The organism is Clostridium massiliamazoniense (assembly GCF_001403635.1).
GTDB lineage: Bacteria > Bacillota > Clostridia > Clostridiales > Clostridiaceae > Sarcina > Sarcina massiliamazoniense.
The window spans coordinates 698173-711959 of sequence record NZ_LN879468.1 but is presented as its reverse complement, the minus strand read 5'-3'; the positions used below and the strand labels follow the sequence as shown (position 1 = coordinate 711959).

The window sequence follows — 13787 nt, the reverse complement described above, 5'->3', positions numbered from 1 at the left end:
AAATAACATACTATATTAGGAGTTTTAATTATGGATATAAAAGAGATATTAAAAAATAATAATATAAAAGTAACAAAATCTAGAATAATAATTTATGATATTTTATTAAAAAGTAAGGATAGTTTAAGTGCTGATTATATATATAGAGAAGCTAAAAAAGATGATAATATAAATTTATCAACAGTTTATAGAACTCTAGATTTATTTGAAAATAAAAGTTTAGTTGAAAAAATATTTTTAGGAGATAACAAGGCAAATTACAGGATAAAAAGAGAGAGTCATAAGCATAACTTAGAGTGCAGTCTTTGTCATAAGAAGGTTGAAATACCATGTCCTATGAATCAAATTGAAGAAATGTTAAAAGAAAAAGTTGGGTTTAAATTAGTGGAACATGATTTGAAATTAAAAGGAATATGTGAAGAGTGCTCTGAGAAGAGAGAAAACTAAAAGAAAGAAGTATTACAGCCTCTAGCTATCAGATAAATATATTTTTTCATATGCCTATATAGCTAGATAAAAGGCATAGAGGATGTATCTGTAATTTGATACATCCTCCTCATTTTTTTTATTTCTTTCTATTGAAAATTATTGATAGTATAAGGAAGAATACTGACACAAGAGCTATTGTTCCTCCAGGTGCACTATCTAGGTTATATGATAAAAAGAGACCTATTATAACATCAATTATTCCAAATAAAATAGAGTATATTAATGTTTCTTTAAAGCTTTTTCTTAGTTGCATAGCTGAAGCAACAGGGATTATCATAATTGAAGAAACAACTAATATTCCCATTACTCTTATAGATACAGAAATTGTTGCAGCAACCATTATAGTAAATAAATAATTTATAAATTTAGTATTTATTCCTGATATTCTAGCCCCTTCTTCATCAAAGGTTGTATAAAGAAGTTTAGGATATAAAAAGTAAATTGTTATAAAGGTGCAAATAGCTATTATTGTAATTAATATTAAATCTGTTTTAGATACTGTTAATATACTTCCAAATAAGAAGGAATCTACTTTAATAGCTGATTTTCCTGAACTTACTAAAATAATAGCTATACCTAGACTGAAGGTTAAAATTATAGACATAGCAAGTTCAGCATATTTTTTATAATAATTTCTTAAAAGTTCTATAACTATAGCAGCTAAAATTGTAAAACCAAAGGCAGTAAGTATTGGATTTAAACCAAGAACAAGACCTAAGGCTATTCCTGCAAAAGAAGAATGAGATAAGGTATCACTTATCATAGAATATCTTTTAAAGACTAAAAATAAACCGACAAGGGGGCAAAGTATAGCTAAAAGTATTCCGGCAAAAAAGGCATTTTGCATAAATTCAAAATGAAACATTTCAAGCATATCTATAATTCCCTCCTTATTAAATCTAACTTATTTTTATATTCTTCTTTACTATAAAAAGATAAATTTCCAAGGGAAAGTTCAATAATCTTAGAGGAGTATTTAAGGGCTTTCTCCTTGCTGTGTTCAACAGAAATTATAGTTAAATTATTATTTTGGTTAAGAGAACTAAGTAATTCATAAATTTCAAGTTGAGTTTTTTCATCTATTCCAGTAGAAAGTTCATCTAAAACTAAAAGTTCTGGAGAACCTAAAAGAGCTCTAGCTATAAATATTCGTTGTTGTTGACCTCCTGATAAATTACCAATAAGAGAATTTTTAAATTCTTTCATATGGACTATATCAAGTACTCTATCAATTTCTTGCAAATCCTTTAATTTTAAAGACTTTAAATGGATTTTTAGAATTTCATAAACTGTAATTGAAAATTCTGAATTAAAGTTATCAGATCTTTGAGGAACATATCCTATACTTTTTATGTTTTTTTCAATAGAGCCAGAAGATGGCTTTAAAGAACCTACTAATAATTTTATAAAAGTAGTTTTATAACTCCCGTTTTCACCAACAACAGATATGTAATGTCCTCTTGGGATTTTTAAATTTATATTATTTAAATTATAATTTTCGCTTCCATCATAAGAGAAGCAAAGAGATTTTATATTTATCACGTAACCCACTCCTAATTTAATTTTAAATATTTCTTATTAATCTCACATATTGCAGTTAGATTATAACAGAAAATGCGAATTATTTGCAATAAGCAAATTTTAATGTATAGAAATAATAGAAAAGATTAACTCTTTTTCACTCCAAATAGTTCTATTTGAGTAGATTTATTAGATTTTATTTGTTAATATGTTAAAGAAACTAAATTTTACTATAAATTAAATTTCAAATATTATAAAGTATAACCACTTATTTTATACTTAATCATTAAGAAATTAAAGTTTTACCTTAATAGAAATTAAAGTTAGTATTAAAAATATAAACTAACTTTTAATCGAACTAAAATTAAAACTACTTTTAAAATTTAAGAAAATTTATAAGGTGAAGTTTTTTATTTACATATAAGGGTATAACTTATTTATTTATAGTAAATTATAGTAATAATAAAAATAAAGTAGAACAGTATTTAAGAGATTAATAGAAAGGATGATATATATGGAATTTTCATCATTAGTTTTAATGGAAAGGGATAGTGAAACTGGGTTCTTAGGAAAAGAATTAGGAAGCTATACTGTAGAAGAAGGAAGAGAATATGTAAAAAGATTATTTGTTTATAATGAGAAAGTTACTTTAATTTTTGACACTAAGGAAGATGTTGAAGAGTGGGAATTTAGCGCGATTTTTGATTTATTTAATATAGATGATTTTGTAAGTAAAGGTTATGAAATAGAGGAAGATGATGAAGAGTATAATCCTACATGGATTATTAATTTTGATTATGTAGAGGATGACAAAGTTATGGGAGATAAAATAAGAGAACTTTGTAATTTAATAGATAAAAATATGAAAGAAGTATTTGAAAACATTAAAGGAAAAGAAGAAGAATATAAATAATAACATATAATTAATCTTTATTTATATTCAACTTTTAAATAATATTAGTGGGGTTGTGTCAAAATTTTTAGAGAATATTGATGCAACCCTTAATTAAAATTTTATTTGACGACTAGAAGTTATAATATTTTTATTTTTTATAAGTAAGAGATAAACAGTTTCATAGTTTTATAATTAAATGATAAAAAAATAATAAGATAAAGAAAGGATGTTTTTATGAGTAAAGAATTAAAGAAAAGAAGTGAAATTGAAGAATTATATAAATGGGATATGGAAAAAGTATATCCTAGTATAGATGCTTGGGAAAGGGATTTTGAAAGCTTAAAAAGTGAATCAGAGGAAATAAAAAAGTTTAAGGGTACTTTAAACAATGGAGAAAGTATATTAGAGTATTTAAAACTAAATGAAAAGTTATCTAGAAAATTAGAAAAATTATATGTATATGCTACTATGAAAAGTCATGAAGATACTACTAATAGTGATTTCCAAGCTATAGCAAGTAAAATAGAAAGCTTTATGGCTGTTTTCGGAAGTTATAACTCTTATTTTGAACCAGAAATATTAGCTTTAGAAGAGGATGAACTAATAGGATTTATTAATAGTAATGAAGAGCTAAAGGTATATGATTTCTTATTTAGAAGTTTATTAAAAAGTAAAAGCCACATATTAAGTGATGAAATGGAGGCTCTTTTAGCATCAGCATCAGATTGTTTAAATGCTTCTGAAAATATATATGAAATGCTAACTAATGCAGATATGAAATTCACAAAAATTAAGGATGAAAATGGTGTAGAGGTTGATTTAACAGAAGGTAACTATGGCAACTTTATTAGAAGTAAAAATAGAGAAGTAAGAAAAGATGCTTTTAAAGGATTATTTAATGAATACAAAAAATATGAAAATACTTTAGGAACTAGTTTAGTAAGTTCTATAAAAACTTTTATATTTAATAGTAAAACAAGAAATTACAAAAATTCCTTAGATGCATCCTTAAGTCCAAATAATATACCATTAGAGGTTTATTATAATGCAATAGAAACTATAGGAAAGAATCTTAATACTCTTCATAGATATGTAGGTATAAAGAAAAAACTTCTTAAATTAGATGAACTTCATATGTATGATTTATATGTACCAGTTGTTGAAAATACTTCAGAAGAAATAGAATATGATGAAGCAGTAAAAATAGTAGAAGGTGGATTAGCACCACTAGGAGAAGATTATATAGCTATCTTTAAAGAAGGTATAAAAAATAGATGGGTAGATGTTTATGAAAATAAAGGTAAAAGAACAGGGGCTTATTCATGGGGAAGCTATGATACAATGCCTTATGTACTTTTAAACTATAATCATAGCTTAAATGATGTATCAACTTTAGCACATGAAATGGGACACTCAATTCATTCATATTATTCAAGAGAAAATCAACCATATGTCTATGGAAACTATACATTATTTAGTGCTGAAATAGCATCCACAACTAATGAAATATTATTGATTAATAAATTAATAAATGATGAAAATGATAAAGGAAAAAAACTATATTTAATAAATCAAGAATTAGAACAAATTAGAACTACAGTGTTTAGACAGCTTATGTTTGCAGAATTTGAGTTAATTACCCATGAAAAAATTGAAGAGGGAGAAGCTTTAACAGCAAAGGATTTAAATGAATTATGGTTAGAGCTTAATAAAAAGTATTTTGGAGAAGATATAGTAATAGATGAAGAAATTGCTATAGAATGGGCGAGAATCCCTCATTTCTATTCAGATTTCTATGTTTATCAATATGCAACAGGTTATGCAGCAGCATCTGCTTTTAGTAAAGCTATATTAACAGGAAACAAAGAAAATATAGAAAAGTATAAAGGATTTTTAAAAGCTGGTGGATCTAAATATCCAATAGATGCTATAAAAGATGGTGGAGTTGATATGACTACATCTAAGCCATTAGAGGCTACTTTAGAAAGATTTAATGAGCTTTTAGATATGCTTGAAGAATTAATTTAAAATATTTAGGACTGTATGAAAAAGTGCATACAGTCCTTTTTACATTGGGAATTCTCTTTAAAAAATAAAAAAAATAGTTTATACTAAAATGGGTATATAGTATGGTAATTTAGGAAGGTATTAGTAAAATGAGAGGGGATAAAATTTTATTAAGAGAAAGAGAACTAAAGGAAATAGTTAAAAAATAATAGGAGGTAATAGTTTAGTTATTAAAAATATTAAATTTTTACCAAAGGAATGTTCTTTAGAGGTAAGAGGAACTATAAAAAAACTCTTTTCTTTAGATGGAAATATTCTTTTAAAAATAAAGACCTTTGATGAAAGAAGTATTACCCTGGAAATAAAAAAAGTAACATCACTAAAAATAGATATATTTTCTAAAGTAAAGAAAGTATTAGAAGGAACCAATATAAGTAGATTTAAAGATAAAGGAATTATGATAAATGGTAAAAAAATAATAATAGATGGATATAAATTATTAGAATCTTTAAATTTAGGAATTGGAACTTTAGAAGATATAGAAGTGCTAGATGATGGGTTATTAATGATCTTAAGTAATATAAGTGAAGACAAGCTTTTAGCTCTTAAAAAAATTGGTTAAAAGTTAGAATATGAGGAGGAGTATATATGAATATATCGCAAATTACAGTTTCTTTAAGTGCTGATGATATAAAATCAATGGTAAATGATTTTATGAAAATAGAGGGACTGAATTTAAATGAAATAATTTTTGAAGGAAATTCTTTAAAAGTAGCTGGGTCATTTAAAAAAGTTATTTCATTGGGATTTAGTGCTTCGGTTGAGGTTGTTGGAGTAGAGAATAATATATTAACATTAGGCTTTAAAAAGGCTTCATTTATGAAGATTGGTATACTAAAAGTATTTAGAAAAATAGCTTTAAAGATAGCTTTAAAGGGATTTAAAGAAAAGGGTATAGAAATAGTTGAAGATAAAATCAAAATTGATATAAAAAAGATTATAAAAGATATGAAATTTATAAATTTAGATTTAACAGAGGCTAGAGTGGCTAATGGAAAACTAGATGTTGCAGTATCTAATATAAATGTTAATTTACCAGAAATGGCTAATAAGCCATCTATAAGTGTTGAAGAAGAAGCTGAATTAGATAATATAAAAGAAGAAAAGGTTAAAGATTCTAATGAAAAGAAAGAAGAGGAACCTTTAAAGAAAAGGGAAAAGGAAAACCTAGAAAGTGATGATTTAAATGATTCAGATTATGTCTATAATATAAATATAGAAAAAACTGAGGATGTTTATAGTCATAGTAGAGATGCAATAGTAAAAAATATACCAAACAATGCTAAAGCATATAGTGATTTTATAATGTTTATTCCAGATTTAATTGCTCTTATATGTAGACTTATTAAAGATAAGCGTGTTCCTAAAAAAACAAGAATAGCTTTAGGATTAAGTTTTGGATATACTGTACTTCCTTTTGATTTAATTCCAGACAAGATACCTGTTTTAGGTCAGTTAGATGAATTAGCAGTTATTTTATTTGCATTAGAAAGAATAATGTCAGATGTTGATACTAATGTTCTTTTAGAAAATTGGCAAGGAAAAGATGAACTTGTTATTGTGCTTAAACAAGCTGTGGAATATATTTCAGGCTTTACAGGTGCAAAAAATTTAAATAAGATTTATGATGTAATAGATGCTTTAACATAATTAAAAAGCAAAGGACCGTATCTAATTTTTTTAGAATACAGTCCTTTTAAATTAAGGAGAGATTATTTATGGCTAAAAAGAAGTATTATGCAGTAGCAGTTGGTAAATCAGGAGTTCCTATGATTTTAGAAAGTTGGCCAGAGTGTCAAAAGGAGGTTATAGGTGCTAAGGGTGCTATATATAAAAGTTTTGAAAATATAGAAGATGCTAAGGAATTTCTTAAAATAAATAGCGAAGGAAGAGTTGCAAGTTCTAAAGTTAAGGAAAATACAGAAGAAACACTTGAGGGTATTAATATTTATGTAGATGGTAGCTTCATGGAAGTTAAGAATAATTTTTCTTATGGATTAGTTGTAATTAAAGATGGAGATGTTATACATACAGATAAGGGCATTGGAAATAATGAAGATTCTATAGCTCTTAGGAATGTAGCTGGAGAAGTAATGGGAGCTATGAAGGCAGTTGAATATGCATTGAATAATAATTTAAAGGCAATAACAATTTGTTATGATTATCAAGGTGTGGAAAGTTGGGCTTTAGGAACTTGGAAGAGAAATAGAGAATTAACAAAGGAATATAATGCATATATGCAAGAGAAAATGAAAGAAGTAAAAGTTTCATTTAAAAAAATAAAAGGCCATAGCGGAAATAAATATAATGATATGGCAGATTTATTAGCAAAAGAGGCACTTTTGAAATAAGAAATATTAAGTTATATTCCAAAAATACACTAACATAAGTAACGATATAATGGTAAAAATAACACTGAAATAAATTAAAAAAGAGGTGTTAAATATGGGAAAAGTACTAATGGGAATAACAGCAGGAACTATAGTTGGAGCAACTATAGGTGTTATGATGGTTCCAACCCTAGATAGAAAGACCCAAAGAAAAATAAAAAAAGCTAGTAGAGTTGCTTTATGTGCTTTAGGAGATGGCTACGATCAAATGATGTCAAAGATAAGATAAACGTAGACTTAATTCAGGAGGAGTTTTGATTCCATTTGAATGCTTAGTCAAAGTTATCTAGAAGCGTGAGGATGTTTAGCTCCTACTTATAGAAGATAGGAGTATTACAGCCTCTAGCTATCAGAAAAAAATTATACAACTAAAGAGTAAAATACTTATATAAGATTCCTTTAAAATTGAGTTAATAAAAAAAGAGAAGTTTTTTTAAAAAATTTCTCTTTTTTTTATAGGCATTTTGAAAAATTCTAATTTTATTAAAAAAAACTTAAAGAATAAATGCAAAAAACACTAGAAATATGTGTTATAATTTAATAAAGTCAGTATATTTAATAATAGAACAGTTTAAAGGATGAGTTGAATATGGAAATATTATCATTGGGTGAAAAGATAAAAAGAAGAAGAAAAGAATTAAACATGACCCTAAAGGATTTAGCAGGGGAAAGAATAACTCCAGGGCAAATAAGTTTAGTTGAATCAGGAAGAAGTAATCCATCTATGGATTTACTTGAATATTTAGCTAATACTTTAGATACTTCCGTAGAGTATTTAATGGAGTCAGAAAAAACACAAGCAGAAAAAATATGTTTATTTTTTGAACAAACAGCTGAAAGATATTTATTAGAAGGTAATGTTTTAAAGGCTGAACAACATATTGAAAGTGCATTATATTACGCTGAAAAATATAATTTAGAATATAGAAAAGCAAAGAATTTATACTTAAGAGCTGAAGTATATTTAAATCAAGATGAATTTGCCTTAGCTCAACAATTTTTCCTTGCTGCTAATGCATTGTTTATAAAAACAGGTAGTAATGTTGACATAGTTAACACTTACTTAAAAGCAGGAAAAATAAGTCTTAGGGCAAAAGCATACCATTCTTCAAATTCATATTTAAAAGAGGCTGAAAAAGTGTATGTAAATAATAAATTAACTGAGGATACTTTACTTGGTCAAATTTATTATTATTTATCAAAAACTTACTTCTTAATGGAAGATATTAGGCAAGCTATAAATTTTGCTTTCTTAGCAAAGGAAGAATTTGAGAAAATATATGATAGAAAGAGATATGCCGAAGCTTTAGCCTTATTAAGTGATGAATATAATAGAGCTGGAGATTTAGAAAATGCTATAACATATTCTAAAAAAAGCTTAGGTATATTTAAGGAATTACAACAAGAAAAAGATATTGCATCTATAGAAAACTCATTAGGAAGATTATTTTATGAATTTGATAATATAGAGGAATCATTTAGTCATTATGAAAAAGCTAAGAAAATGAGAAGTGATAATAGAGATGATAAACTTGTAGAAACATTAATAGATATTTGTGAAAACTACATCAAATTAAAAAATATAGAAAAGTGTAATGAAATGTTACTAGCAATAAAGGAAAGTTTAAAAAATGACGATATAGAGAGAATTTTAGATTATAATAATTTATGCTACAGAGTTGCTTCCTTAGAAGATAATAAGGAAAAAGCTGAATTTATTCTTTTAGATATGATTCATATTGCAGATAAATATGGCTTAGAAAAGAGAAAGGCAGAAATATCAATAACTCTAGGTAAATTCTATTTAGAATTAAAGAGAGATTATGAATCAGCTAAGTATTTAGATAAAGGAATAGAGAGTCTTAGAAAAATAGGAATAATAAAAAATTGATAGTAAAGTAGATGGGTGATAAATATGAACTTCTTATCAACAGGGGAAAAGATAAAAAGAGCAAGAATTTATAAGGGTGTAACATTAAAAGAACTTTGTAAATCTGATATTTCAATATCAAAAATGAGTTGTATTGAAAATGATAAAGTAAAAGCAGATGAGTGGATACTAAAAATGGTTGCAGAAAGGTTAGAGCTAAATATAGAATATTTACTTCATAATGATATTATGGAACTTGAAGCAAGTATAAAAAGCTACAAAGAAAAAAGCCTTACAGAAAAAGATTTTGAAGATATAAAAGAAAGATTAGATTATTGTTTAGCTAAGGATTACAATGAATTATCTTTTAAATTTATTCATATATTATTTGAAGCATATACTAAAAGAAAAAAAATAGAAGAGATAAAGAGTATTACAAATATATATAATGAAATACAAGATTTAGTTGAAGATGGAAAACAAATTTATTATGAAGATTTAGCATTTTACTTCTTATCTAGAAGAAATTTTAGTGATGCAGCTACATATTTTAATATGTCTAAAACTCAATTAGAGTTAAAGGGTGTAGAAGAATATAGAGAAGAATATGCTAAAAATATTATTTGGTTATCATTTTCTTACTACAATATGGATGATTACATTAAAGCAAAAGAGACTTTAAAAGCTTTAATAGATTTGAATTTAGATTTAAGTGAGAATTCCTTAGCAATAATTAATGGATTATTAGCAGCTATAAATATGAAATTAAAAGAAGATTACAAGAAAGAATTAGATGCTTACTTGAATTTTAATGGTGAATTTAATTTATATTATAATAGTATGGCATTATTAATAGCTGATAATTATTTTGAAGCAGAAAAAACTCAAGAGGCAATAGAATTGCTAGAGGAAACTAAGAAAAATGTTAAGGATATAGAAAGTTTTTCTTATATACAAATATTATTAGGAATTATTAATAGATTAATAAGTTATAACAGTATAGATAAAGCAAAAGAGTATTGTGAAGAAGCTTTGGAAGTATCTATAAAATTAGATAACCATTTCTTTATAGAGAGAAGTTATCTTTATAAAGCAAAAATACATAGATTACAAAAGAGTTTAATTCAATGGGAAATGAACATGAATTTAGCTACTGATATGTTAATAAGATTTGCTTCAATGGAAGAGAAAAAAGAAAGATACATGGAAATGGCAGAAATGTACCATGTTATTGGTGAACTTAGAGAGGCTATAAAGTATCTTACTTTAGCCATGAGCTTAGAAAAAAGCGAAGATATTTAATATAATAATCATATGAAATAGATTTAGAGTGCTGTAAAGGCTTCTAAGTCTATTTTTGTTTATAATATATTAATAAGTTAACTTAAGTTAAATGTTGTAAAGCTAATTTATTAATAGTATAATAAATGGGGATTTTAAAATTTTTAGGGGGACAAATATGTTTACAGAAGAAATGAATGCGCTTTGTCATTCTGCAAAAAAGAAAGTAACCATTTTCAATGATAGCAAGATTAGGTATATAATCATGGCTGCTCTTGGTGGAATGTTTGTTGGATTAGGTGTTATGTTACTATATACTGTAGGTGGTATATTAGACCATGGAAATGTTGCTGGAACAAAAATTGTTATGGGAGTATCTTTTGGTGTTGCACTTAGTTTAGTAATAATGGTAGGGGTAGATTTATTTACTAGTAATTCTTTAATAATGTCTATAGGTTCTTTATATAAAAAGGTTACTTTTATGGACATGATTAAAATATTATTAGCAAGCTATATTGGAAATATTATAGGGTCAGTTATAGCAGCCTTTTTATATGTAAAGGCTAATGCAGCAACGCCTTATGTTACAGAATATATATTAAAATCAGCTGAGTTAAAAATGAATACTCCAGCAATGGATTTATTTTTTAAAGGAATTTTGTGTAATATTTTAGTATGCTTATCAGCTTGGTTTTCCTATAAATTAAAAAGTGAATCAGGAAAGCTTATAATGATATTTTGGTGCTTATATACTTTTATAACAGCTGGATTTGAGCATAGTATAGCAAATATGACATTATTTTCAATGCCTTTATTTATGGAGCATAGTTCTTATGCCATATCATTTTTAGGAGCTGGACACAATCTTCTTTGGGTGTCTGTAGGAAACTTTATAGGTGGAACTTTATTTATGGCCTTACCTCTTTATTTTATTGCAAAAGAGAAAGCTGCAAGTAAGGTCAATAATTAATTAAATAAATATAATTTTAAAAAATAATCAAAAAATACTGTGTCTTAATGATACAGTATTTTTTTGATACAAAATTTAGAAGGTACTTTAAATATTGATTATTACATATTCAGATTAGGGAATTATTTACTACAGTGTTTATTTAAAAAAATTAAGTTTATATCCTTTATTATATAAATTTCATATTTCAATAGTGATAATACTAATAGTTAAATAATTATGAAAAGAAGTGCTTTCTAAACAAAAGTAATTCTAATTAATATATAATATTAAAAAATTATTGAATTTAAGGGAGATGTATTATGAAAAGATGGGTTATATCATTTGTTATTTTGGGAATAGGGTTTAGTTTTATAGGATGCACTAGTGATTCTGAAAAATCATCAAATGTATTAGAAATAGATGAAGCAAAATGTGCTGAAATTGAAGAAAAATTTGGTCTTGAAAAAATAACAAAAGATTCTCTACAGAGTTTATCTACAGAAAGTGTTTTAAATCCAGAAGAATATAAAAAGAAAAGAGAAATAAAAATAAATAAGAAAGAATTAACAAGAGAGGGAATTGATGAAATAGTTGAGAGGGCTAAATTTTTGGTAGATAAATATTATACTGATGAATTAAAAGAAGCAAGTTATATACGCTTAGATGCTATAAATTTAATAGATAGACTAGGATTTTACTTAAATGATGAATTAGCATTTGAATTATTGAAAGAATGTGTTGAATACTATGAACCTAGCAATTTAGAAGAAAAAATAAAAGAAAATGATGAAAGTATATACTGGTATCACTATACAACTAATCTTTTATATGACTACTATTCTTTTTTTAGCAAAACAGATGATTTAAGTACTGAAAAATACATTATAGAATTATATTTATATTCAGCAAAAGAGTATGTTGGTGTTAAAGCACTCAATGAAAGTGGCTTTTATAAAAATATAATAAAAACTAAATTTCTTAAGGAGGATTTACAAAGAGCAAAGGAAGTATTTGTAGAAAGACGTAATGATGTTAAAAAAATTTTAGATAAATATTGGTATTAGTATAAAATAGTGGACACATTTAATCGAACTAAGTAAAATTATATTTAGTTACAGAGGATGTGTTTCTACTATGGGTAGAGGTAAAAATTATACAGATGAATATAAAGAAATGATTTCTGATTTATACAATTCTGGAATGAGTGTAACAGAAATAAGTAGTGAATACAGCATAGCAAAATCAACTATAAATGGATGGAAAATAGTTCTATTATGAGACATCTTCTATTATTATATTTATAAAAAGATGTTAATAAAAATTCAAAAAAAGTATGTTATAATTTGGTTGAAAAAATCTAATGATATTAAGCGATAAATTTAAGTTTAAAGGTGTTTTAAGATGAATTATGTTTATATACTAGAATGTTTTGATAAAACTCTATATACAGGATGGACTACAAATTTAAAAAGTAGAATAGATACTCATAATAAAGGTAAAGGAGCTAAATATACTAGAGGTAGATTACCTGTTAAATTACTTTATTATGAATGCTTTAATGAGAAGGGAGATGCTCTTAGGAGAGAACATGAAATTAAAAAGATGACAAGAGAAAAAAAACTTAAACTTATATTTGAAAGGGAAATAAATTATAAGGAGGCTTTTTGTGAAAAGAATAGGTTATGATGAGGTTTTAGAATTTCTTATGTATATAGGAACTTTAGGCTATGTTATTTATGGAGTGATTAGTAAGGAGTATATGTATTCTTTAAATGGCGTACTAACTTTAGTAGTTATTGCAGCGCCAAGGGTGCTTATGAAAATATTTAATTTTAATGCTACTACATTTTTGAAATTTTTAGTTCAATTTTTTATATTTGTATCAATGTTTTTAGGTAGACTTAATGGATTTTATGGAAAAGTTCCTCATTGGGATACATTTTTACATACTCTTTCAGGTTTTATAATATTTTTAGTTGCTTATGTTGTATTTATTGTACAAAATAAAGGTGAAGTTAAAAATGTTAATCCAACATTAGTTGTTACTTATTGTGTATTATTTGCCATAGCAATGACAGCTCTTTGGGAAATATGGGAGTTTGCAGGTGATCAACTTTTAGGGTTGAGTTCTCAAGGAGGAAGTTTACTTGATACAATGAAAGATATAATAACAGGTAGTATAGGACCAGTTGTTTTATGTCCATTTTTACTAGGAAATCTTAAGGGAAAGAAAAATAAATTATTTGATGATTTAACTTTTCTTGTTTTAAAAAGAAAATAGTGCAAGTGAGGGGATGTATCAAATTACAGATACATCCTCTC

The 13787-nt window shown here is 25.8% G+C and carries 16 protein-coding genes; 14 read left to right on the top strand and 2 right to left on the bottom strand.

Translation table 11 applies throughout. From position 1 onward, the window contains the following. Positions 1–30 precede the first annotated feature (30 nt). Positions 31–447, top strand: coding sequence for a Fur family transcriptional regulator (locus ARA19_RS10265; RefSeq protein ID WP_055070876.1), 417 nt, complete (start codon positions 31–33; stop codon positions 445–447). 118 nt (positions 448–565) lie between these two features. On the opposite strand, the gene ARA19_RS10260 is transcribed toward ARA19_RS10265, so the two are convergent. Further along, positions 566–1354, bottom strand: a complete 789-nt coding sequence (locus ARA19_RS10260) for a metal ABC transporter permease (protein ID WP_055072103.1) — start codon at positions 1352–1354, stop codon at positions 566–568. A gap of 11 nt (positions 1355–1365) precedes the next feature. Continuing rightward, positions 1366–2031, bottom strand: a complete 666-nt coding sequence (locus ARA19_RS10255; RefSeq protein WP_055070875.1) for a metal ABC transporter ATP-binding protein — start codon at positions 2029–2031, stop codon at positions 1366–1368. A 493-nt stretch (positions 2032–2524) separates the two neighbouring features. Here ARA19_RS10255 and ARA19_RS10250 point away from each other — a divergent pair, with 493 nt between their 5' ends. From ARA19_RS10250 to ARA19_RS10205, 13 genes are all read left to right on the top strand, one after another. Continuing rightward, positions 2525–2923, top strand: coding sequence for a DUF6762 family protein (locus ARA19_RS10250; protein ID WP_055070874.1), 399 nt, complete (start codon positions 2525–2527; stop codon positions 2921–2923). Between the two features lie 216 nt (positions 2924–3139). Beyond that, on the top strand, positions 3140–4933 hold the full coding sequence (gene pepF / locus ARA19_RS10245; RefSeq protein WP_055070873.1) for an oligoendopeptidase F: 1794 nt from the start codon (positions 3140–3142) through the stop codon (positions 4931–4933). 436 nt (positions 4934–5369) lie between these two features. Further along, the gene (locus ARA19_RS17605) at positions 5370–5534 is read left to right on the top strand and encodes a hypothetical protein (RefSeq protein ID WP_157452248.1); all 165 of its coding nucleotides are present in this window, start codon (positions 5370–5372) and stop codon (positions 5532–5534) included. Between the two features lie 26 nt (positions 5535–5560). Next, complete coding sequence (locus ARA19_RS10240) at positions 5561–6622, top strand: YkvA family protein (RefSeq protein WP_055070872.1); 1062 nt, start codon at positions 5561–5563, stop codon at positions 6620–6622. 68 nt (positions 6623–6690) lie between these two features. Next, positions 6691–7323 carry a ribonuclease H1 domain-containing protein gene (locus ARA19_RS10235; protein ID WP_055070871.1) on the top strand — a complete coding sequence of 211 codons (633 nt, stop codon included), beginning with the start codon at positions 6691–6693 and terminating at the stop codon, positions 7321–7323. A gap of 94 nt (positions 7324–7417) precedes the next feature. Further along, the gene (locus ARA19_RS17185; RefSeq protein WP_197276588.1) at positions 7418–7591 is read left to right on the top strand and encodes a YtxH domain-containing protein; all 174 of its coding nucleotides are present in this window, start codon (positions 7418–7420) and stop codon (positions 7589–7591) included. Between the two features lie 360 nt (positions 7592–7951). Beyond that, complete coding sequence (locus ARA19_RS10230; RefSeq protein WP_055070870.1) at positions 7952–9253, top strand: helix-turn-helix domain-containing protein; 1302 nt, start codon at positions 7952–7954, stop codon at positions 9251–9253. Between the two features lie 24 nt (positions 9254–9277). Next, the gene (locus tag ARA19_RS10225) at positions 9278–10534 is read left to right on the top strand and encodes a helix-turn-helix domain-containing protein (RefSeq protein ID WP_055070869.1); all 1257 of its coding nucleotides are present in this window, start codon (positions 9278–9280) and stop codon (positions 10532–10534) included. Between the two features lie 157 nt (positions 10535–10691). Beyond that, positions 10692–11483 carry a formate/nitrite transporter family protein gene (locus ARA19_RS10220; protein ID WP_055070868.1) on the top strand — a complete coding sequence of 264 codons (792 nt, stop codon included), beginning with the start codon at positions 10692–10694 and terminating at the stop codon, positions 11481–11483. A 302-nt stretch (positions 11484–11785) separates the two neighbouring features. Further along, positions 11786–12529: a hypothetical protein gene (locus tag ARA19_RS10215; protein ID WP_055070867.1), complete on the top strand. Its 744-nt coding sequence runs from the start codon at positions 11786–11788 to the stop codon at positions 12527–12529. Positions 12530–12599: 70 nt separating this feature from the next. Next, positions 12600–12743: a helix-turn-helix domain-containing protein gene (locus ARA19_RS17600; protein ID WP_157452247.1), complete on the top strand. Its 144-nt coding sequence runs from the start codon at positions 12600–12602 to the stop codon at positions 12741–12743. Positions 12744–12866: 123 nt separating this feature from the next. Continuing rightward, positions 12867–13151 (top strand): GIY-YIG nuclease family protein, encoded by a 285-nt coding sequence (locus ARA19_RS10210; protein ID WP_055070866.1) that lies wholly within the window; start codon positions 12867–12869, stop codon positions 13149–13151. After that, the gene (locus tag ARA19_RS10205) at positions 13132–13746 is read left to right on the top strand and encodes a DUF2238 domain-containing protein (RefSeq protein ID WP_055070865.1); all 615 of its coding nucleotides are present in this window, start codon (positions 13132–13134) and stop codon (positions 13744–13746) included. The genes ARA19_RS10210 and ARA19_RS10205 overlap by 20 nt, the downstream gene beginning before the upstream one ends. The last annotated feature ends 41 nt before the right edge of the window (positions 13747–13787 follow it).